The following is a 20,492-nucleotide window of genomic DNA, read 5'->3' as shown; positions in this document are numbered from 1 at the left end:
TGGAGAGAGACGCGTTGCTTTCCCGAACGGTGTGCCCGTCAGGCAACGCTTGATCGGTTAACAGCGCCAATCGTCATTGCGCACGTGCAACTGCGTGATCGTGTAGTGACTATCGCGCACTGCTCGGCGTGCATCCGAAGCGGCGGCGGAAACAGCGATTGAAATAGGCGATATCGTTGAAGCCGCAGATCATGGCGATCTCGCTGACGCGCATTGCACTGCTGTGCCTGTCCTGCAGCATCCTGTAGGTCTTCTGCAGTCGCAATTCGAGCACGCGTTCAGAAAAGCTGATGCCGGTCTCCTGCAAGAGATCATGAACGTAACGCGCCGACAGCTTGAGCTCCCGCGCAACGCCTTGCGCCGAAATGCCGTGGTTGGCGTAATTGTCTGCAATATTCGCCAGGACCGCCTGCAGCCTCGCCGCACGGAGCCCCCGCAGACCCGCCAGCTCGGCAGTCCCGCCCTTCGCACCCGTCGCCAGACCGATGAGGTCGACGATCGTCGTTGCCGCATGCGCAATGAGACCCGGATTCACGAGGGCCGGGCCGGTTTCAAGAAGGTGACAATAACGTTTGAGGAGAGCGAGCGCCTCGTTGTCGGCCCCGATTTTTAGCGCCAGCCTGGTATCGATCTGCGGAAATGCTTGCGACAGAACTTCGCGCGGGATCACCACATTCATCCAGACATTCTCGTCGGCGCCAAGCATTTGCAAGGGCTCGGATGCAGTGACGAGGGCCGCTTCTCCCCGGCCGACAGCATAGTCCCGACCGACCTGCCCGCCAGTCAATTCAGTGCCGGCCTTGTTGATCAGCAGAAGATAGCTGTCATTGCTATCATCGGCGATGTTGCGTTCCTTTCGCGTCGCCTGCCTGATCGTTCCGGCCATCTGGCCGACAACCACCGGCCCGATACTCGTAGCTTCGATCACAGCTTCGAAAGGGAGTTTGTCGGACACCGCGTATTCGACCGACCAGATCTCCGCAACGTGAATATCCTGCCACAAGTCAAACTTGGCCTTCTCGCCGAGATGAAGCGGCAAGTCCTTGGACGAAAACGCAGTCTTTTGCACAGGCGGCCTTTCGGTATTCAGGATTTTGGGATGATCGCGTCGGCATCTTTACCGAAGGTCCTTGATCTCCCCGTCCACAGCTCATGGAGCCTTACACGTGCCGAACGGGTTATCGGTCAAGCGCCTCTGGCAAGGCGCAGGCATGTGTCGTGTTGAGATCGCACTTCGTTCGATCCGGCACGGCAACTTTGCATTCCGCCCCATCGAAAGGCGAGCGCGTTGTGATGATTTCCGCTGCGCGCGGCAACTAGCATACAACTACAATATGTCAAAGCGTCGTGATGGGCTCTGCTCGCCTGCTATATCAAGCATTGGATTTCATGCGCTATCGTACTTGTTGCGCCCTCACACCTGCTGCATGATCGGCCCAAAGCTGGGACGTGCATGTGACGCGTAACACAGCTAAAGCACCGGGGAGGCAATATTCATGCGCTTGAAAAGACTGACCGTCACACAACTTTCACTCGCTGGCGCTTTTGCGCTTGCGCTGCTCGCCACATCCGCAAACGCCCAGGTCTCCGACGATGTCGTCAAGATCGGCGTGCTCACCGACATGAACGGTCCGGCCTCGACGCCCTCCGGCCAGGGTTCGGTGACGGCCGCGCAAATGGCCGTGGATGATTTCGGCGGGACCGTGCTGGGCAAGCCGATCAGCATCATCATCGGTGACCATCAGTTGAAGCCCGATGTTGGCGCCAGTCTCGCGCGGCGCTGGTACGATGTCGATCAGGTCGATCTCATCGTCGACGTGCCGGTGTCTGCCGTCGGCCTTGCCGTTCAGAACGTCGCCAACGATCGCAAGCGGCTGTTCATCACCCATTCGACCGGCGCTGCAGACTTCCACGGCAAATTCTGTTCGCCCTATACGATGCAATGGGTGTTCGACACCCGTGCGCTCGCCGTCGGCACCGCGCAGGAAGTGGTGAAACGCGGCGGCGACAGCTGGTTCTTCATCACCGATGATTTTGCCTTCGGCCATGCGCTGGAGCGCGATGCATCTGCCGTCGTCACCAAGACTGGCGGAAAGGTGATCGGCTCGGTGCGTCCGCCATTCGGCGCGTCGGACCTCTCGTCCTTTGTGCTGCAGGCGCAGGCCTCGAAAGCCAAGATCATCGGCATCGCCGGTGGGCCGCCGAACAACATCAACGAGATCAAGACTGCCGGCGAATTCGGCGTGTTCAAGGGCGGCCAGCAGATGGCGGCGCTGCTGGCGCTGATCACCGATATCGACTCGCTGGGGCTACAGACCGCACAGGGTCTGCTGCTGACCACCGCCTTCTACTGGGACATGGACGACAAAACTCGCGCCTGGTCGAAGCGCTTCTTCGAGAAGACCAAGCGGATGCCCACCATGTGGCAGGCTGGTGTCTATTCCTCCACCATGGTCTATCTCAATGCCATCAAGGAAGCCGGCACCGACGAGCCGCTGAAAGTCGCCGCCAAGATGCGCGAGAAGCCCATCGAGGATTTCTTCGCGCGCAACGGCAGACTGCGCGAGGACGGCTTGATGGTGCACGACCTGATGCTGGTACAGGTCAAGTCGCCCGAAGAGTCCAAGTATCCGTGGGACTACTACAAGATCCTCGCGAAGATTTCCGGTGAGGAAGCATTCGGGCCGCCGGACCCGGCCTGTGCATTGGGGAAGAAGTAGTAGACGAAAACTATCGGCGGCGCTCCACTTTCCCTCTCCCCTTGCGGGAGAGGGTGGCCGCGCGAAGCGCGGACGGGAGAGGGGTGCACAAAACTCGGAGTTCGTGGCGCCCCCTCTCCCGTCTGCACGCCTTTCGGCGCGCATCCACCCTCTCCCACCTAGCGAAGCTGCGCTTCGCCTGGGGGAGAGGGGAAGCAAGAGCGATCCACTACGCTACTTGACCACCCCAATCTCTCTGAAATACTTCAGCACCCCGGGATGGATCAGCGCCACATCGGGCGCTGACGCCACCGTATTCGATGCCGTCGTCTCCTTCGCCTGTGCGAGCCGCGCACCGAGCGTGGCTTCGGCGCCGTGCAGTGTCTTCGCCAGCCGATAGGCGACCTCATCCGGCAGCGTTTCGCGCGCGAGGATGTAGCTCCACGAGCCCACCGACGCGATCGGCATCGGCTGGTTCGGATAGCTGTTGGCGCCCACCAGCATCGGCTTGAGGAAAGTATGTTTGGCGCGGATCTGCGCGATCTCCGCCGCATCGGGCGCAATGAAGCGCGCGCCGCCGGGGCTTTCGCTCATGGCCTTGAAGCCGGGCCAGCCCAGTCCTGCGCCCCACAATGCGGCCACGCGGCCGTCCTGCACCATCGCCGGACCGTCGCCGGCGCGGTCGAGATAGACCGCCTGAAAATCCTTGTCCTGATCGAGGCCGATCCCGTCCAGCACATAGCGCGACAGGAATACGAGGCCGGAGCCTTTCGCACCGAAGGCGATCGGCTTGCCAACGAGATCGCGAATCGTCTTGTAGGGGCTGTCAGCGCGGACCACGAACATGCCGGGATTGGAATAGAGCGCGGTGATGATCTTCAGCTTCGTCGGCGCCCGGCCGATGCCCTTGAACGCCTCGTAAGCGGGCTCGCCGGCTACCAGCGCGAGATCGAGCTGGCCGGCTTCGAGCAACGGGATGTTCTCGGTCGAGCCTTTGGTGTTGCGCGTCACGAGCGTCAGCGACGGATCGGCCTTGTTCATCACCTCGGCAAAGGCGTCGCCATAGAGCGGGAAGCCGCCGCCGGGCGTCGCCGTGCCGAGACTCAAGCTAAGAGGCGTGGTGGTCGACATCGGTTTGGCTCCCTCCTGCGCAATGGCTGTCGTGACAGTCAGGAACGCTGCGCAAACAAGCGGCATCATTTTCATGGGCACCTCGACGTCGATCAGCCTGCATCGTTCGACCAAGCTTGTAGGCAAAATCCGAATTCTATGAAAGCATGGAGGTAACGGGCAGCAAGCCCGATCGAACGACGTCGCGCATCAGCGCTGCGATTTCCATGTCTGGGAGGAACTATGATCGCTTTTCTGCGTGCTGCTGTGCTGTGTCTCGTCGGCTTCGCCAGCCTTGCCACGACAACCCTCCCCGCTTCCGCTGCCGGCTATCCGGATCGCCCGGTGCGCTGGCTGATCGGCTTCGCTGCGGGCGGCCCGGTCGATATCGTGGCGCGCATCATGGCACAGTGGCTGTCGGATCATTTCGGCCAGCAATTCGTGGTGGAAAACCGCGCCGGCTCCGGCGGCAACCTCGCCGCTGCCGCGGCCGTGACCTCGGCGCCGGATGGCTACACGTTGCTGTTCGTCGCGCCGAACAACGCAATCTCGGCCTCGCTGTACAAGAAGCTGCCTTACGATTTCATCCGCGACACCGTGCCGGTCGCGAGCATCATGCAGCTCACCAATATGCTGGTGGTGTCGAATGGTATGCCGGTGAAAACGGTCCAGGAGTTCATCGACTACTGCAAGGCCAATCCCGGCAAGATCTCCTATGCGTCATCGGGCAATGGCACCTCGGTGCATATGTCAGCCGAATTGTTCAAGGCGATGACCAAATGCGACATGATCCACGTGCCCTATCGCGGCTCGGCGATCGCCTTTCCCGACATCATCTCCAACAAGGTGCAGTTGATCTTCGACAACCTGCCCACGGCGCTCGAACAGTCGCGGGGCGGCACTGTCCGTGCGCTCGGCGTCACCTCGCCGCAACGCTGGCCCATCGTGCCGGATGTCCCGGCCATTGCCGAGACGGTGCCAGGCTTCGAGTCCATCGGCTTTTACGGCATCTCCGCGCCGAAGGGCACGCCGCCGGAGGTGATTGCCACCCTCAACAAGGCTGTGGGCGAAGCGCTGAAGGATCCGAAGCTGATCGCACGGCTCGCCGAGACCGGCGGTGTGCCGAAGCCGATGACGCCCGAGGAATTCGGCAAACTGGTTGCCGCCGAAACCGAGAAATGGCGCAAGGTGGTGGAATTCGCCGGCGTCTCGGTCGACTGAGCCAGGGTCGGTTGATCCGGGGGCGACTGAGCTAGACGCTCACCGCGACCATGGCGGGCAGCAGTTCAGAACTGCTGACCGCCCCGGCGACGAGATAGGCGAAGCCCAGCAAAGCCAGGAAGCCGAGGAAGAACAGCGCAAAGAGGATGATCGAGAGCTTCTTGGCGAAAGCCGAGATGTTGGTGAGGCCGAGGCCGCCGGCAATCAGAGAAATGATCAGACAGATGACAGCCCAGCGAAACACCCGCGCCTCCCGACGTTGAAATTGCGCGGGCCAACGCCACCGCCCGGCCAAAGTTCCGCCCCCGGGAACGCGGCATTGCCGACAGGCGATGGCCGATATAAGGAATGCCTGCACCGCCGTCCCCGGTCCTCACGCCCGCTGGACGCCGGCGGGGCCTGTAGCTCAATGGTTAGAGCCGACCGCTCATAACGGTCTGGTTGCAGGTTCGAGTCCTGCCGGGCCTACCAGCTTACCCCGCCTGACTGCACGGTTAGGTTGGGTTGATGAGAAATTGTTGGCTCCGCCGACTTTGTCGGTGGGGCCAACAATCATTCGAAAATGCTTGAGGTCCTCCTCTAGGATTGGAGCGGAGGATTTGTCTGTTCTGGCGATATTTAAAATCCCGGCAAGGTCCCCGTATAAATCGATCGTGAGGTCGGTATCGGAATCTGGATCGGGCGTCAGTACGACTTTGTCAATCAGCGCCCGCACGTATTCCGCTGCCTCATTGAACTGCTTCGGATCGTTGAGAGCCTGGACCAGCTTCGATACCTCCTTCCGATATTTTTCAGCCATGTTCGGATGCAGAAAAATCTTCTCTTCCGGCGCATCCATCAGTAAACGTCTGATTTCGCTCTTTCGATCTTCAATGAAATTTGCTTCACGTTTGAGCGCTTCGTTGTAGAAGCCATTTTTGATCGCTTCGATAATTCTGCGTTCCTCTTGGTGAAGCTTTTCAAGCTCGCGCTTATGCTTTGCGACATCGCCGTTTCGTTGTCCGCGAAGTCGATTGATGTGAGCGGTGTACTCTTTGCAGAACACCGCGAGAAGCTCGGGTTTCATCAATTCATTCTGCAAGGCCGCTAAGACCGCCGCCTCCAATTGATCTTGACGAATGTTGCGGCGGTTCGTGCAAACAGTATCGCCTTTGTTACGAGCTGCGGAGCAGCCGTACATAAGGTTTGAAATTTTCGACATGCCACTGTCGCAGCACCCGCACTTCAGGCGGTGCGAGAGAAGATATTTTGAACGCTGATACGCCCAAAACGGTTTTCTGCCCTCGCTCACCTGCTCACGCGTCTTGTTAAGACGTTGTTGAACGCGGTTCCAAAGTTCGTCGTCAACGATGCGCAGTTCGGGCATATCTGCACTGACTCGCACAGCAAGGTCATTTGTACGACTGACATGTTTGCCAGTATCAGGATTTTTTGGGTAGCTGGCGCGGTTCCAAACGTAACGCCCTGCATATAGAGGATTGCGCAAGATTCCAGAGAGACGATGCCAGTTGCCATAGATTGTGCTCGGTTGCCACTCTGCTCCAACCGGGCCAGGAATGCCCTCTTTGTTCAACAGCGTAGCAATCGCTTTGGGCGATACACCGTCAGCATAGAGTTTGAATATGCGATTGATTACCTTGGCATGCTCCCGATTGATCGTGCGCTCACCACGAATGATTTCGCCCTTGGCATCAACATTCTTGCTCACGACATAGCCGTAGCAATTACCAGCAGCAATCTTGCCCGCGAGAACGCGGCCTTCCTGACCGCGCTTCACTTTGATGCCCATATCGGAAATATAGCTCTCCGCCGTGAATCCTTTCATCGCGATGTGCATCGGCGTGATTTCGCCTTCGAGCACGGTGACAAAGCGCGTTCGTGCGAATTTCGCACGGCTGTAGAGGCCCGCACCATCTTCCATGGTACGAGCGATGCGATCCCACGCTTCGCTGAGTATAATGTCGAATTCGCCCTTCATGACGCGAGCCATCAAGTAATTGATTTCCGTGCGCGTGTGTAATGATCCCACACCCGCCGATTTTTCGTACTCGTCAAACTCTGCGACTACTTGCCAGCCATTGCGCTTTGCGTAAGCCCGGCAGAGCCGACCCTGATCTTCGATTGAAGTGGGATTTTGAAGATCGCTCGAATAACGCTTGTAGATCGCAATGCGCAGGGACATTTAATTTCTTCTTTCTTTAGGGTCCATCCAGCGTTTGCCGTTTGGCAGCTGCGCGAAATCACGCTCGGCCGCCGCGCGAGCCAGCAGCTCGACCAGCTCCACCATTCTCACGAAGAGCTTCTGCTCGTCTCGATTCTTGTGGGTGGGGCTATCCGTGGTCAACTGCTTCTTTCCTCTCATCCTCCGGTTTGAACGATAGAACAAAACCGGAACAATCATGCCGGAACAACGAGCCTGAAAGCAAGGAATTTTAGGAATATTGTCCTTTTATTTGTTATTTTTGTCTTTATGTAAAACTACAGTGGGCGACAAACCCCGTATCCCGAAAGATTTGCAAAGCTCCGCACGTTCAGCTGAAAGCCTGTCGCGTTCGTCCTGATCTCGTTCCAAGATTTCAGATACGTCCCCGTTCGCAAGAAAACCGATCGACTTCCCAGCGTCCGAGTCTGCTGCAAGCATCATCTCTAAACCGCGGCTACGAATGGCATCAAAGCCAAGCTGGGGAATATGGCTGAGAGCGGTGTGTAGATCGCTTGCTGAGCAACCCAATTGCTCGGCGACCTCAATGGCCGTCATCGTAGGACCGCCGACGCACCAGATTCGGCGCGCGTCTCTCTCCAGTCGCCATATCCAAGAACAGGTCATAGATGGCTCCAATCCAGCGGACGGACTGTAGATTACCATAACTCCTCCATATGTCAAACTAGGAGGTGTTTCGCCATGTGACCCCTACTGATAGGGTAATGTTATATTTTGGGTGAAAGGCGGCGTTGCGTTGCAGTGCGAACGGATTTTTTCTCTTCGGAGGTCATTTCATCGTACCCCCCCGCTGCTGCACGAGCGATGCGCTCGGCGACCTTCTGACGGATGGAGGGCATACGGAGATTTTCCGGCAAATTCTTGAAACCAAATTCTTTAAGCGTAGCTAGCAGCTTCGGATCCTTGCGCTTAAGATACTCGCGCATCGCGTTAGCGTGTTCAGGAAGGTAATCACCATAAACCTCCTCGATATGAGCGATTAAAACTCTATCTCGCTCACCCGCAGCTTTCCCTCTGAAATCGTGATTCCAAAGCTTGGGTTGCGCTGGCAGCTTGCGAACCGAGCTATCGGAAGCATTTCTGAATTTTTTTGTGGTGCCGCTTCTGCCTATGGGTCCTTCGCTTGCAAGAGGATTTTCGAAGGTTACCGTTTTCAGGGCTTGGAATTCAACTTTTCCTTCCTTGCCGTCCGAAACATGGCCTTTTCTGTATCGTTGCAGCCCCAGGACCCTGGCTGCTTTACTAACCGCAAGCCCAGTACCAGCCATTCGAGCCGAACTGCCTAATGCGTCGCTCTTAAAGGCTCGAAATAGCGCTTCCCTCGCCTCACGTTGGGCGGTTTCTCTGGAGGGCGTACTTTGGCGGCGGCTTGATCGATCTAAGGGTCGATATGAAGCGGCGGACGTGCTTATCGCCCATCCATGAGTCTTCCAATGTCCACGCTCACGACCATCGAGAATAAAACCCTTCGTCCGTAGCCAAGCGATGAACGCGTCCACCTCGAACTTGAAGCGCTTTCGAGGATTACGATTTGTGATCTGTGCGGCGGTCTTGGGCGCATCGAGTTGCGGAAGCCCGCCAGCAACGCGGCCCCCGGTTTCAGGCTTTGTGGATCGACTGGGCCTAGACTTGGCCTCGCTGTTTCGTGGCATCAAAGAACCCGATTCTGAAGTCATTGAACTATAACATGGCTCGTTGCTTCGCATCGCAAGATGTGTGCGGTAATACCCGCACCATCTTGGCAAGGGGTCCCGCTGGCGCGCCCCCGTTGCATCCCCCCGGCTCATGGCGCGCCTTTCGGCATCGAGCCTCGACGACGCCAGCGAAACGTTCGCCCGTTTCATCGCGCTCGGGATGGGCGTTCCTGACCCGCTCCCGAGACCCACCCAAGACCTAACGTCATCGCCGCTGGACCTGCGACCTAAAGGCATCTGCCGCCTTTGGAAACCTGCATCGAGGCTTTCGCGCCTGAAGACGACCAAAGGGCCTTCGTGCCCATCTGGACTCCTGACGAGGGGCTTTCGCGCCCCTTCGAACCACGACCGCCGTTTCGTCTGCGGCATCCGGCCATACAGCGCTCTAAACCGCCGCACCGAAGATTTGTGCTTAGACCTGCCCGGCTGGCTTTGTAAGTTTTGTGAGCGGCACGTTCGGTATGATGCATTCGCCCGTGTCTTCGCCGCCCTCTCGGGTGATGAGTTGCCGTGGCGGTGAATCCGGATCAACGCGCACCGGCAATCCTGTCCAATCACAATCTGCGCACGCGGGCCGCTCCCATACGGTGTCCGGGACTTCGTCGGGCCTCGCTTCCTGCGGCGAGAGATTTGGTGAACCGCACTTCGGACATTGCTCAGGCACGAGCCGGATTATCCGTAGCAATTGCGATGTGCCGAAGCCGATTGCATGATCCACGGTCGTCTGCGCGGCTTCCGCATCGTGCCAAGTCGCGCTTTTCGTATGCGTGAGCCAGTTCGCGAAGGTCCATGCTTCGTTGAAGAGCGATTTAAACAACCGCCGCCGTTCCTGTTGAGACTGGCCGCCTAATACGGTGTCGAAAATGATATCGACCCAAGCCCGGAAATTCGCCCTTTGCGGCGGCGTCTCCACAGGCCATATGATTGCATCCTGCGCTGCGCCGACGAAGGACAGCAGCAGCTCTCTGCACTTAACGCCAATGCCCTGATAGTCAGACAAGCTCTTTGCCTGACCCAAGGCATCCGGAAGGCTGTGAAGTTCATTCAACAGCGTCGAAAAAGGCGTGAAGTAGGCGTCTGCCGTTTCCTGCTCGTCCGTTCTGGGGATGCGAACGCACAGCCCCAGATGGAAGGTCACCGCATAATCAAGATTGGGGAATTGGGTCTGGGAGTACAGATTGGTCGGATTGGTGATCACCCACCAGCGCCCGTCACTGGCATGGACGTCCCAAACGTCATGCTTATGACCGGCAACGGTTTCGCAATAGACCTTTTGCAGGAAACTGATGGAAGCCTTCGGTGATTGCCAAAGAAAATACCCCTCAACGCTTTCCCGCTCTTCTTGAGTTGACGCTAACATAGCCGCAATCCTGACCTTTCCGGCTGCAATTCTAGCACATGTCGCAATTGCAAGCTGCTCCGACCCCCTATGGTCTAGCGTCTTGCCCCTTCGTCCACCTTAGCGCTAAACGCGACGGCGAATGAACTGCACGCGGGAAACTTCGCTTCTCCCCGGCCCCATTGAGTCAGGACGTTTCGCCGCTCCGACACACACACGAGTCGTAGAGACTAGATCACAAAACTTGTACCGGCACCTGGATCGGCAGCATCGGCTCAAGGATGTTACGGTATTTTCGGACAATCAGATCATACAGATCAGCGTGCTTCGGTGCCTCGATCGTTATTACCAAAGCATATTTGATCTTCGGGCTTTGGTGCTCGACATGGCCCTCGTCGCGAGCGACGTAGTGAATATCGAACACGGGGTCCTTATAGCTTTTTCCCATCTTCTTCAGGTTTCCATGCAAACATGTTTCCCACTTGTGGGCATCCCGACGCATGGATTCTTCTGTGTGATCGTAAAGTTTCGACATGGAGAAGAAGCTTTCGGTCTTCGGATGTGCCGCTTCCGGGGCAAATCGTTCCGCATGCGGACGGAAGAATATCTCAAGCCCGCTCCGGGTGTAAGTTCCTGGATGGGCGGAGTCGATCTCTGTCGAATAGCAAAGCGTCGCTTTGATATTTACTTTTCCTTTCAAATCCACATCAGGCAGTGGAATTGCGGCCCGCAGATATTTTGAGGCGGTCAACTCGCCTTGATAGACGACGCGAACAGTTCCGTCCGGGCAAATCGCGATTTTATCGATGTCGTGCTGAACGCGGCCCCAGCCGATATCGGATTGCGGCTCCTGACCTTCCTCCGCTGTGTGGATCATGAGGGCTTTAACGGCCAAGGCCTCAAGCGAGCCGCCGAAACTCGCTTTGACACCAGTTCCAATGCGAAGGGCGTGCGGAGCGGCAAAGCTTGTGCCGCATTGTGGTACCAGTGCGGTCCCGGAATTCGGACCAAGCACCCAATATGGCGTGTCCTCACAACCACCGAACGCAACGATGTCCGGCTTTACAATGCCGGGACTTCGGCCGGGGCCGACCGAGCTGTAGCTTGCACGCTTCCAGACCAATTCTTCGCAATTCGTGGCACCTATAGCGAGGCCATTGACAGTATCAGACGGAACTTGAATCCGATTGAGTCCTTGCGCTGCATCAGCGTCCCCGTCGTTTCCAACGGCCACGGTTGCCACGCACTTGCCATCCGCAAGATATTCATCGAGCACTGACGTCCACGCATGTACGTCATCGTCTTCTACAGTCAGGGAAGGTCCAAGGCTGAGATTGATGAAGTCATATTGCGGGGAGCTATCGAGCGTATTCTTGATGCGCTCAAGAACGTCGTACAGTTCGAGCGGATCCGATCCGGAGTCTTCGTCCCAGACACGGATATGATCCACATTGGCAAAAGGGGCGGATGCCTCGCCGGGGCTGTGCGAACCAAACAGCACTGCGCTCGTCACTGCGTAACCGTGTTCGAGGGCTTCCGGCACAGGCGCTCCAATACCGGGTGGATCGAACCGCGTTACCCACGGTTCCAAAATAGTCCCCTCCGGCATCCCTCCATCAAACACAGCCACACGGACATTCGGATCCATCGCTGCGCCGCTAGGCAACTTTACGTGCGCTAGTTTACTCGTTTTAAGCGAACGAAGAGGCAGCAAATCGCGCAGCCGAGGCATTTCTCGTAAAGCTCGAAGATAAGAGAACTTCGCGATTTGGGTAAAGCGTTCACGCGGCGCGCGCATCCGTATGAAGCACAGTCCACCCGCGTGAAAACGGTGATCGAGATCCGCTTCCAGGCCAAACGATGCGAGGTAATCTTGAAACGCGTCGATGATGTATAGGTCGCTGCGGAACTCGCTCGCATGCAGCACGACTTCCAGCGGGCTTATCTTTGCGTCCGTAAACCGCCCCTTGATCTTAGATTCCGCGTCGATGGCATCGACCTGTTCCATCGCTGTCAGATCACCTTGGACGGATTCAACAATCGAACCTTGCTCAATGTCTGCCAGAAATCTGCGGAAGTTGCTAACGGCACCAGCAACATAGAGCCGCGTCGTCGGCTTTTCTTCCGGCGGTCTCCCACGACTGCGTTTCTCCGGCGTGACTAGCGTCGGCTTGCTACCGACAGATTTCAGGCCGTAATATTTCAGCACGCGTTCTGGGTAGTAGCTCTTGGCAATGTACTCTGGATTCAAAACGATTCCGCCGACCACTTCGCCTTTTGGCTTCGCTGCTTCCGGAAGCTCTGCAAAAGCCCGCATTGTCCGATCAAGCATCGGGGCCAAGCGTGACCTTGCTTCATCGAACGTGTACGGTGGCTCCTTATCAAGCTTGCGGCCTGATGGCGTCACCGGCTCAGTAAGACGTTCGCCCTTGCCCAGAAAGAAATTCCGCTTATCAGCCATTTGAAGCCTCCTGGCCTAAATCTTTTGAGTCTTTACTGTCGCTTTTTCTTAATGTGTCACGGCTGACACCTGTCAACTCGGCTGCCCTGCGTTGCGACATGCCTTCAACCGCGTAAAGTCTTTTTGCTAACGAAATAACTTCTACGTGCGGCATGGATTCTACTGCGCGCTGGAGATAACCCTCAATCTCTTTAGTTATATCAACGTTGTTCATCGTCGCTGCGCGACGGATCCCTGTAACCCGTTTTCTAATGTCACTGAAATTGGAAGCGTGGAGCAGCATGGACAAAATGCCAATCCACTCGTCGCTGACGCCGCTCTGTTTGCCGAGATATTCAACAATCGCGCGCTTCACATCATCCCGATTTGGTGAAGGAAAGTTGATCACGGAATCAAATCTGCGCCATACGGCCGGATCTAGAAGTTCGGGATGGTTTGTGGCCGCGAGAAGAAGGCCGTCCGCAGGCCATTCGTCAATTTCCTGCAAGAGAACGGTTACAAGTCGTTTGAGTTCGCCAATTTCTGTCGCATCGTCCCGCCGCTTGGCAATAGCATCAAGTTCGTCGAGAAGAAGAACGCAGCGTTGACGCTTAGCGTAATCCAGCACGGCGCGAACGTTGTTGCCCGTCCGTCCAAGGAAGCTACTCATCACAGCTGACAGATCGAGAATGAATAAAGGCAACCCCAATTGCGATGCGATCCATCGCGCCGTCATCGTCTTTCCAACGCCGGGGGGGCCAACAAATAGAGCAGACCGGGTTGGTTCCAGATCAGCATCAGACAGCAGTTCGACTTGCTGGCGTTCCTTGATGAGAGTTCCGATGTCGCGCGACACGGCTGGAGGAAACACTGGAGCCGTCATTCCTGGCTCGGGCTTCTCCATTCGAATTAGATGCAAGCGGGAGTCGTTATCGACCGGAAGTGGCGTCGCAGTTTCTCTGCGAAGCGCGGAGCTTCGTCCAGAAACATTCTTCAGGAGGGTGCCAATTTCCGCTGCCACTTCCGGAGCAGCCTCGCGGTACTTCCGCGCAATCTTTCCAAGATAAAGCGGCACATCTTGAGCGCGTTCACCGAGCGCGAGTCGCGCCAGCGTCAAAAATTCTTCTTTTCCTTCAAACACTTTCTTGTCCGCCACGGTGTCCTCTTCATGTTGAGAATCATCGTAGCATCACCGCGGACTAACATCCAGTATAATTCATGTTACTAGTCCACAATGATTATAAACTATTGAATTTGCTGTATATTATTGCGGACTATAATGTACCAAAATATCCCATATCTAGTCCGATCGTATTCTGGGCCGATAAGGGATTTCGACCGGGTGGTGTCGGATTGGACCACAGATCTGACTGGCCCTGCCGCAGGTTCGAGTCCAGCACAGCACGTCTGCTTTTTCGGGACGGACCCGTTCTTCCGAATCGCATCCACCAGCTTGCGCGCGGAATTACCGACCGGGTTCAGTCGCTAGCGCTTACCGAGCCAAGCCGGTATTGCAAAACAGCGGAACGCTTGTCTCTGCCTTCGGTGACGATCCGTCGCTCAAGTAAGCGGGGTGTGCCACCCCTGCCGTCAAGGCCAAGTCCTTTGGACGAAAGCGTCGGCCCGTGTCGTCGCATTGCTCCAGCCCGCGCCAGCCATCCGCTTGCGGCCTTGTACGGGCCGATCCCCGCTCATTGCCGCTGGGCTAGTCGGTTGCACGAGCAACCCGCCTCTGAGAACCCATTACGAGTCCGACAGCCGCTTCTGCAATATCTTCAGCGAATTTGCGAACGCAATATCTCCGGCCATTCGACGTATGGCGCAGCGGCGATAAAGATCGACAAGTGTGTTGTCCCGTCCGCCCAGCTGCCTGCCGACCAGGATCGAATTTAGCTCGCTTACTCTGCTCGCGAGGTACGCCGCAGCGTGGCGAGCGGGCAAAACCTCCCGCGTCCGTATGCTGGATACAATCTCTGCGGGCAACACTCCGAATTGGAGCGCAACCGCATCGATCACATCGTCCACGCTTACCGTCCCCACCGCGATCGCTCAAACGGCAAGATCTCCTGGGCGAACTTGCAGAAGCTGGTTTGAGGCAGGTCTGACGCCCAAACGACGCTTGCGCGGCTGAAGTAATACCAAAGATTGATGCCGACGATTACGGCGATCAGACTTAGTGCGACGATGCGCGGAATCTGGGTTTTGCCCGGGATGGCCGCACGCAAGCCGATAAATAAGACAAAGGCAAGTACCGGCCCAAATATCTGGAACAGCTGAAGCCTGGCAGGGCTTACATTGCAGTAAGCGAGATCAGTCATCTCGAAGCCCGCCACAAAGAGATGAAAGAGGACGAAGAGCGCGAGAAAGATGCTTGTCACCCATAGTCCTGCACCTCTACTGAAGACAGTTCCAAAGATGGCTCGCGCCTCGTTCTGATCCATCGCAAATCCCCTGTTGTTCGCCTGTAGGCAGAGTCCGGGTGGGCATTTGAGGCGCGCAACAGAATTGCCAATTCTGTCGCATCACAAATTCTGGCACGGGGATTCTTGATCCGGATTCAGTGACCTGCTAAAAGGTCCGGCAATCGAGAGCGCGAAATAGCAAGATTTTCAGCGCTTCGTGGCATTCAACAGAATTGGCAAGACTGTCGCACTTTCGACGACATCGTCGTCCGAAGGAGCGAAAAATGCACACAATTACCCAGCCTTACGCGGCAAGCCTGTATTCGGCGAACGGCCAGCGCAAATATCTCAACGGTCCGGAGCGGACGCGTTTCATTGCCGCCGCCATGGAGTGTCCCCGGTTAGAATTGCGGACCTTTTGCCTCGTGCTCGCCTTTACGGGGTGTCGGATCAGCGAAGGTTTGAATCTGATATCGTCGAGCATCGAGACCGGCGAAACATCCATTGCACTGCGTAGCCTTAAGAAGCGAAAGAAGGCCGTCGTCATCCGTCAAGTGCCTGTCCCAGCGGCATTGATCGAACGATTGCAGGAACTCCACGATTTATCCGTTCCCGGCGCGCGCCTTTGGGGCTGGTCGAGAAGCCGCGCGTGGCAGTTGGTAAAGGCTGTCATGACCCAGGCGGCGATCAACCCGGGGCTTCACGCCACTCCGAAAGGCTTGCGTCACGGGTTTGGCGTCCATGCCATCCGCACTGGGATTCCTCTAAATCTCGTTCAACGCTGGATGGGACATGCCAGCATGACAACAACCGCCATCTATCTTCAGGTTATTGGCGCGGAAGAGCGCGAAATCGCCGAGCGCATGTGGCAGTAGCCAAATGAGCCTGCTTCAATCGATGAAGGCCGCCAACTCGTCAGGCGTTCCCTTTGGAAACGCTTCTTTCAAGAATTCGAGGAAGGCGGATATTCGAAGTAGTTTGGGTCAGTGATCGTATCCCGCAGCTCTTGGAGAGCATTCATCGCCTGAACGCTGACCATATGCGCGAAGTCGTGGCTGTAGTCTTTCGAGGTGATGTGAATGACGTTGCCATTCCTCGCGTACATTCCGACCGAATACGTCACGTTGGATCTTTCAGGCAGCTTGTGGGACAGCTTGCCGACCGACGTGATGTATCGATGCGAGCCGTCGATATGATCTTGCCGAAAATACCCCGGCACACCGCTTGGCATCAAAATGCGCCCGTCGCGGTGGAAGATGATCGACCGTTCCGCATAGCGCCACTCATCCCAAAGTTGACACCCACCGTATCCAATCGCCGTGCTCAATACGAATGTCGCCGTCATTTGCCAGACAGTTATCGGCATCTGGTGTCCTCTCATCGCCATAGCGATGCAGAACACAATTCCGCCGACGCCGATTGCGACGCCGACCACCGCAGCAAGGGTCACGTAACTTCGCTCCTCCTGCCACGCATAGCCGCAGGACATCAGATTGCCTTGCGTATCGTGCGTTCGAACGATCTCGCTCATCTGCGCGGCTCCGGTTCGAAGCGGTCAAGACAGATCGGCGGCTGACCTGGCACGATGATGAGCTGTCGGTTGGTTTCGCGGGCGAAGTAATGCGATATCTCGCCAGGGTCGAGTAGCCGCGTGTTCTCGACATGATCGCGCCTCCCGATATCGCCTTGGCCGCGCGCTTCGCCGGACACAAAAACATCGCGGGAATCGACGATGCGCGTGTTGCCGAGCAGCTTGGATATGTATTCCGTTGTGGTTATGTCAGCGCCGGCGAAGGTCTGTAGGATTCCGGCGTTGCCAAGAAAGGTTTCCCAGGATTTGGGAAAGTGCGTCTTAAGCTGGGAAAGATCCTGCAGAATGGTCCATAGGCGAACACCAAACCCAGCCATGAATCCGGCGGCGTATTCTATCGGGCGCATGTAGCCCAATGCCGCGAACTCTTCGAGCATGAGAAGTACCGGATGACGCGGGATGGTCTGGTCGCGCTCCATCTCGATCAGCGTCAGCGTGACGATAAGGCGTAGCCACCGCGCATGAGTCGCAAGCCGCGTTACGGGCAGACATAGATAGATCGTGGTTGGGGCAGACTTCAGATGCTTCAAGCGCAGCGACGACGATTTCAGCGCCTTGGCGAGCGGGCGCGAATGTAGGAATGCCAGTTGCTCGCGGGCAGTCGAGAGAACCGAACTCAACTCTCTTTCGGACTTGTCGAGAAACGATTGCCCGATCAAGGCGACCCGGCCATCGAAGCCTTCCTTCGCCGCCATACGCACGAAGAAGAAATCATTCAGATTGTCGTCCTTGCCGGGCGACATCAAAGAGCCTTCAGCACCCAGCAGAATTTCGTACATGCGGGGCAGCGAGCATTCGCCCGTAAGCGCCATGTACAGAATGATGCCGCGAACGAGATTCTTGGCTGAGTCAGTCCAATGCCGGTCCTTCTCGGCATCGATAATCAGCGCATCCGCGACGAGCGCGACATCATCGACGTAAGTGTCGGAGGCCGAGTCCAGTTCATCGAACGGGTTATAGGATGACGACTGCCAGCCAGAGACGCCGAACGGATCGAGGATGGCGACGTTCTGTTTTAGAACCGCCGAGCGATAATCTGCCGTCAGCCGCGCCAGTTCGCCTTTCGGATCGATCACCAATACCGACCCCAGATATCGCTTAAGCTGGGGAATCAGGACCGACGACGATTTTCCAGCGCGGGACGCTGCTAGCGTCACGATATTCCGGTCATCGCCGCTGCCTTTAGGTGCACGAGGCCGATCAGGCTCGGCAATAATCCGTCCCTCGAAAACCCCAAGGCTAATCTTTCCCGGAGCATCGTCCCAATGATGGCCCAGAGCCTTCGCGTTCGCCCAGACCCGCGACGGGGCCTGTTCTTTCGCACCGACGATACCAGTGCCGCGCGGTGGAAATGTCCTAGCCATGGTTTCGTACTCCTACAATGACAGACCAAGATCGTGATGTTTCTCGCGCGCGACGCGTGCGAACACAATAAAACGGCGGACAAGCTCGCGGTTTTCTTGCCGGTGTGTGCGCTCCATTTCTGCGATGTGCCGGTGCAGCGCTTCGCGCTCTTTCATCTGGGCGAACACGAGGCCTTCGCGCTGTGCGCGGTCGCGCAAGGCGCAGTCATAAGCCTCGCGTTCGTTTTCTTTTTTGGTCGCGAACAATCGCCCGGTCAGAACATCCATGACCGCGCCTAGGCCGCGCCGGAATTTGTCCGCGCGCGCTTTGGTTTCGGCGATGCGGCGCACGGCCTGTCGGTCATCGAGGATGGACCGCTCTTTGCGATGATGCTTGACCAGCATCCGTAACTGTTCGCGATACGGTGTTACCTTGGCGCGATTGGCGTCCCGTTGCGCGGCAATCGTCTGCCGCGCCCGGTCACCACCGAGCGCTTGAATGCGCTGGCGCGTCGCATCGACGCTGGCAAGCGTGGACGGCGATCCCAGGCGCTGTCCAAGTTCTTTCGTCTTCACGCCTACAAAACGGGCGACAGAATAGACTTCACCGTGAACATCAAGCGCGACAAACCCGCGCCGGTCACCTTGCGCCAGGAAATAGCCATGGCTTTCCAGCGCATTCTTGAATGCGGGCAAGCCATCCGATTGCCGCCATGCGGATTGGAAGACTTGCTTGATCTCGCGCGGGTCGAGACCAAGCCGCTTGGCTTGCTGGAATTCCGCCAAAGTGAAATTCAGCGGGTTCTGCCACCCGTTTTCTTTGAGGCCATCCGGCAGCTCCCAGCCGTGTTCGAGGTAGAGTTCCTTGGCGAGGTCGTTCAGCCGCGTCTTGAAGAACGGCAGATTGACCGCCTTCATCTCCGCCGCGTCGATGCGTGACCAGACGGCATGGGCGTGCCGCCGTCCGTTTTTCTCGTGAATGACGATCGCGCGCGGCTGGCCTTCGAGACCAACCGCCGCTTCTGCCCTGTCGGCGGCGGCAATTAGGTCATCGATTGATGCCTCAGCGTCTTTGGGCGGGTTGAGACTTAAACTGAAGACGGGCTGCTGGCAGCGGGTGCCTTTCGAAATGGCGAGGGTCTCAGTCATCGCGCCGTGCAGGTCGTCGGCTATGAAACCGCGTAATTCCTGCACGGTGACATGGTCGTTGTCCGCCAAATTGAGCAGATGCGCCGCGAGTTGACGCGGCCCGCCGCGTTGCGAGGCTTTGAGGATCATTTCTGGATCCTCCCAACGGCATCGGCGAAACTGTCCGCGAGCGGCGAATCGTCCTGCACTGCGTCCAGTATCTGCATGCCAAGGGCGCGAAGCAGTAAATGCCGCATCTCGCGGATGTCGGCACAGGCTTGGCTAAGATCGGTTTCCAACTCTGCCGTCACCGGCAGACTGCCTTGATTTGCAGCTTTAGCTAGCTGATTGAGATTATTCGCCAAGCGAGATTGGCCCAACATCCCAAGCAACCGGCCCAAAGGCTCGGCATCTTTTAGAGGGTAACGTTGGGCCGCGACGGCAATGACCCGCTCATCGCCGAACACCAAATTGCGGATAAATACGCCTAGCGGAATCGAACCCGCGCGCTTGCGTAGCTGCTCCTTTTCAGTTTCCGTCAATCGGATTGAGAACGGCTGAGCCTGCTTTACATCGCCAGATTTCGTCATTGTCTGCTCGCGAAGCTATCAAACAACCGAACAAGCTGGAGCGCGAGGTTTGTGCCTCTTGGCCCGATTTGGCTTATGTTTCGGGGGTTTGACACCTAATGCGCAGAAGAGCAGGCTAAGCGGGTTGGCCTCCGGGCCCACCAGTGATTTGGTGTTTTAGAACCAGTCTGTGAGGGGCTGCTTTTTGCAGCCAATCCATTCGATACGCATTCTTCCTCTGAAGCGTTTGCTGATCGCCCGCATGAGCCGGCCTCAAGCCCGGTGAGACAATCGTTGCCGGTGGCGGACACTTTGGCGATCCCGACTCCGGGGATCTTCGTCAGTAGCGGAGAGGGTTGGATCGATGTGCCAAGACTTTGCGCCTGCAATCTCGCGCGGTCGGGATGAACTGCATCGTCGCTTCAGTATAGTCAGTATAGCCATACGCTAGCTCAGCATCGTTGATCGCCCGGCTCCTGCCCCTGGCTTTGAAATCGCATCTCGGAGTCGCCCAGCGCATCCAGGACGGTGATCGCGCGCTTGATCACGGCCTTCAGGGCGACGTGCAGTTGCTGCGTGTCATGCCGGCACCCATTGCGTATTGCCGGCTCTGTGGCACGATGAAGCGAATTTCAGCAGTCGGTTTGTGTACAAATGATCTTTGAACCAATTCGATTGATGCCTGAGGCGCCCGGGCAAACCCCGGCGAGGAACCGCACGATCTTTTCTCTCCTG

General features: G+C 57.1%; 19 protein-coding genes and 1 tRNA gene. 4 read left to right on the top strand and 16 right to left on the bottom strand.

What is annotated here, in order from left to right; genetic code table 11:
• Nucleotides 1–109: 109 nt before the first annotated feature.
• Nucleotides 110–1,069 (bottom strand): AraC family transcriptional regulator, encoded by a 960-nt coding sequence (locus AB7828_RS30845; RefSeq protein WP_441232133.1) that lies wholly within the window; start codon nucleotides 1,067–1,069, stop codon nucleotides 110–112.
• Nucleotides 1,070–1,496: 427 nt separating this feature from the next.
• On the opposite strand from AB7828_RS30845, the gene AB7828_RS30840 reads away from it, so the two are divergent.
• The gene (locus AB7828_RS30840) at nucleotides 1,497–2,720 is read left to right on the top strand and encodes an ABC transporter substrate-binding protein (RefSeq protein ID WP_441232132.1); all 1,224 of its coding nucleotides are present in this window, start codon (nucleotides 1,497–1,499) and stop codon (nucleotides 2,718–2,720) included.
• A gap of 213 nt (nucleotides 2,721–2,933) precedes the next feature.
• Here the strand turns inward: AB7828_RS30840 and AB7828_RS30835 are convergent, their stop codons facing one another.
• Entirely contained in the window at nucleotides 2,934–3,905 is a 972-nt protein-coding gene (locus tag AB7828_RS30835) for a TAXI family TRAP transporter solute-binding subunit (RefSeq protein ID WP_441232131.1), read from the bottom strand.
• Between the two features lie 147 nt (nucleotides 3,906–4,052).
• Here AB7828_RS30835 and AB7828_RS30830 point away from each other — a divergent pair, with 147 nt between their 5' ends.
• Complete coding sequence (locus tag AB7828_RS30830) at nucleotides 4,053–5,030, top strand: Bug family tripartite tricarboxylate transporter substrate binding protein (protein WP_170849793.1); 978 nt, start codon at nucleotides 4,053–4,055, stop codon at nucleotides 5,028–5,030.
• A gap of 31 nt (nucleotides 5,031–5,061) precedes the next feature.
• Here the strand turns inward: AB7828_RS30830 and AB7828_RS30825 are convergent, their stop codons facing one another.
• A complete protein-coding gene (locus tag AB7828_RS30825; protein WP_089267474.1) occupies nucleotides 5,062–5,274 on the bottom strand; it encodes a DUF1328 family protein in 213 nt (70 codons plus the stop codon).
• Nucleotides 5,275–5,425: 151 nt separating this feature from the next.
• Here AB7828_RS30825 and AB7828_RS30820 point away from each other — a divergent pair.
• Nucleotides 5,426–5,501, top strand: a tRNA-Ile gene (locus AB7828_RS30820).
• On the opposite strand, the gene AB7828_RS30815 is transcribed toward AB7828_RS30820, so the two are convergent.
• The 9 genes from AB7828_RS30815 to AB7828_RS30775 form a co-directional block, all read right to left on the bottom strand.
• The gene (locus AB7828_RS30815; RefSeq protein ID WP_441232356.1) at nucleotides 5,458–7,212 is read right to left on the bottom strand and encodes a recombinase family protein; all 1,755 of its coding nucleotides are present in this window, start codon (nucleotides 7,210–7,212) and stop codon (nucleotides 5,458–5,460) included. The two genes, AB7828_RS30820 and AB7828_RS30815, sit on opposite strands and share 44 nt — an antisense overlap.
• Nucleotides 7,213–7,374 (bottom strand): hypothetical protein, encoded by a 162-nt coding sequence (locus AB7828_RS30810; protein WP_441232130.1) that lies wholly within the window; start codon nucleotides 7,372–7,374, stop codon nucleotides 7,213–7,215.
• A 105-nt stretch (nucleotides 7,375–7,479) separates the two neighbouring features.
• Nucleotides 7,480–7,788 carry a hypothetical protein gene (locus AB7828_RS30805; protein ID WP_441232129.1) on the bottom strand — a complete coding sequence of 103 codons (309 nt, stop codon included), beginning with the start codon at nucleotides 7,786–7,788 and terminating at the stop codon, nucleotides 7,480–7,482.
• 170 nt (nucleotides 7,789–7,958) lie between these two features.
• Nucleotides 7,959–8,519, bottom strand: a complete 561-nt coding sequence (locus AB7828_RS30800) for a hypothetical protein (protein ID WP_441232128.1) — start codon at nucleotides 8,517–8,519, stop codon at nucleotides 7,959–7,961.
• Between the two features lie 838 nt (nucleotides 8,520–9,357).
• Nucleotides 9,358–10,305: a hypothetical protein gene (locus tag AB7828_RS30795; protein ID WP_441232127.1), complete on the bottom strand. Its 948-nt coding sequence runs from the start codon at nucleotides 10,303–10,305 to the stop codon at nucleotides 9,358–9,360.
• A gap of 214 nt (nucleotides 10,306–10,519) precedes the next feature.
• Nucleotides 10,520–12,745, bottom strand: coding sequence for a S8 family peptidase (locus AB7828_RS30790; RefSeq protein WP_441232126.1), 2,226 nt, complete (start codon nucleotides 12,743–12,745; stop codon nucleotides 10,520–10,522).
• Nucleotides 12,738–13,880, bottom strand: coding sequence for an AAA family ATPase (locus tag AB7828_RS30785; protein ID WP_441232125.1), 1,143 nt, complete (start codon nucleotides 13,878–13,880; stop codon nucleotides 12,738–12,740). Before AB7828_RS30785 ends, AB7828_RS30790 begins: the two co-directional genes overlap by 8 nt.
• 587 nt (nucleotides 13,881–14,467) lie before the next feature.
• On the bottom strand, nucleotides 14,468–14,740 hold the full coding sequence (locus tag AB7828_RS30780; RefSeq protein ID WP_441232355.1) for a helix-turn-helix domain-containing protein: 273 nt from the start codon (nucleotides 14,738–14,740) through the stop codon (nucleotides 14,468–14,470).
• A gap of 11 nt (nucleotides 14,741–14,751) precedes the next feature.
• Nucleotides 14,752–15,165 (bottom strand): hypothetical protein, encoded by a 414-nt coding sequence (locus tag AB7828_RS30775; RefSeq protein WP_441232124.1) that lies wholly within the window; start codon nucleotides 15,163–15,165, stop codon nucleotides 14,752–14,754.
• A 245-nt stretch (nucleotides 15,166–15,410) separates the two neighbouring features.
• On the opposite strand from AB7828_RS30775, the gene AB7828_RS30770 reads away from it, so the two are divergent.
• Entirely contained in the window at nucleotides 15,411–16,001 is a 591-nt protein-coding gene (locus AB7828_RS30770) for a tyrosine-type recombinase/integrase (RefSeq protein ID WP_441232123.1), read from the top strand.
• Between the two features lie 68 nt (nucleotides 16,002–16,069).
• Here the strand turns inward: AB7828_RS30770 and AB7828_RS30765 are convergent, their stop codons facing one another.
• From AB7828_RS30765 to mobC, 4 genes are read right to left on the bottom strand one after another with little or no spacing between them, the layout of a single operon-like run.
• Nucleotides 16,070–16,657 (bottom strand): hypothetical protein, encoded by a 588-nt coding sequence (locus AB7828_RS30765; protein WP_441232122.1) that lies wholly within the window; start codon nucleotides 16,655–16,657, stop codon nucleotides 16,070–16,072.
• Nucleotides 16,654–18,081 (bottom strand): type IV secretory system conjugative DNA transfer family protein, encoded by a 1,428-nt coding sequence (locus tag AB7828_RS30760; protein ID WP_441232121.1) that lies wholly within the window; start codon nucleotides 18,079–18,081, stop codon nucleotides 16,654–16,656. The genes AB7828_RS30765 and AB7828_RS30760 overlap by 4 nt, the downstream gene beginning before the upstream one ends.
• Nucleotides 18,082–18,093: 12 nt before the next feature.
• Nucleotides 18,094–19,338: a relaxase/mobilization nuclease domain-containing protein gene (locus tag AB7828_RS30755; protein ID WP_441232120.1), complete on the bottom strand. Its 1,245-nt coding sequence runs from the start codon at nucleotides 19,336–19,338 to the stop codon at nucleotides 18,094–18,096.
• Nucleotides 19,335–19,778 (bottom strand): plasmid mobilization relaxosome protein MobC, encoded by a 444-nt coding sequence (gene mobC / locus AB7828_RS30750; RefSeq protein ID WP_441232119.1) that lies wholly within the window; start codon nucleotides 19,776–19,778, stop codon nucleotides 19,335–19,337. Before mobC ends, AB7828_RS30755 begins: the two co-directional genes overlap by 4 nt.
• Between the last annotated feature and the right edge of the window lie 714 nt (nucleotides 19,779–20,492).

The sequence above is a fragment of the Tardiphaga sp. 215_C5_N2_1 genome, from assembly GCF_052076055.1.
Taxonomy (GTDB): Bacteria; Pseudomonadota; Alphaproteobacteria; order Rhizobiales; family Xanthobacteraceae; genus Tardiphaga; species Tardiphaga robiniae.
This window is presented reverse-complemented; position numbering and strand designations above follow the sequence as displayed.

Excerpts from the sequence above, each read along its gene's own strand:
- AB7828_RS30840 (WP_441232132.1), top strand. The coding sequence starts at position 1,497 with ATGCGCTTGAAAAGACTGACCGTCACACAACTTTCACTCGCTGGCGCT.
- AB7828_RS30835 (WP_441232131.1), bottom strand. The coding sequence starts at position 3,905 with ATGAAAATGATGCCGCTTGTTTGCGCAGCGTTCCTGACTGTCACGACA.
- AB7828_RS30830 (WP_170849793.1), top strand. The coding sequence starts at position 4,053 with ATGATCGCTTTTCTGCGTGCTGCTGTGCTGTGTCTCGTCGGCTTCGCC.
- AB7828_RS30815 (WP_441232356.1), bottom strand. The coding sequence starts at position 7,212 with ATGTCCCTGCGCATTGCGATCTACAAGCGTTATTCGAGCGATCTTCAA.
- AB7828_RS30805 (WP_441232129.1), bottom strand. The coding sequence starts at position 7,788 with ATGACGGCCATTGAGGTCGCCGAGCAATTGGGTTGCTCAGCAAGCGAT.
- AB7828_RS30800 (WP_441232128.1), bottom strand. The coding sequence starts at position 8,519 with ATGGCTGGTACTGGGCTTGCGGTTAGTAAAGCAGCCAGGGTCCTGGGG.
- AB7828_RS30795 (WP_441232127.1), bottom strand. The coding sequence starts at position 10,305 with ATGTTAGCGTCAACTCAAGAAGAGCGGGAAAGCGTTGAGGGGTATTTT.
- AB7828_RS30790 (WP_441232126.1), bottom strand. The coding sequence starts at position 12,745 with ATGGCTGATAAGCGGAATTTCTTTCTGGGCAAGGGCGAACGTCTTACT.
- AB7828_RS30775 (WP_441232124.1), bottom strand. The coding sequence starts at position 15,165 with ATGGATCAGAACGAGGCGCGAGCCATCTTTGGAACTGTCTTCAGTAGA.
- AB7828_RS30770 (WP_441232123.1), top strand. The coding sequence starts at position 15,411 with ATGCACACAATTACCCAGCCTTACGCGGCAAGCCTGTATTCGGCGAAC.
- AB7828_RS30765 (WP_441232122.1), bottom strand. The coding sequence starts at position 16,657 with ATGAGCGAGATCGTTCGAACGCACGATACGCAAGGCAATCTGATGTCC.
- AB7828_RS30760 (WP_441232121.1), bottom strand. The coding sequence starts at position 18,081 with ATGGCTAGGACATTTCCACCGCGCGGCACTGGTATCGTCGGTGCGAAA.
- AB7828_RS30755 (WP_441232120.1), bottom strand. The coding sequence starts at position 19,338 with ATGATCCTCAAAGCCTCGCAACGCGGCGGGCCGCGTCAACTCGCGGCG.
- mobC (WP_441232119.1), bottom strand. The coding sequence starts at position 19,778 with ATGACGAAATCTGGCGATGTAAAGCAGGCTCAGCCGTTCTCAATCCGA.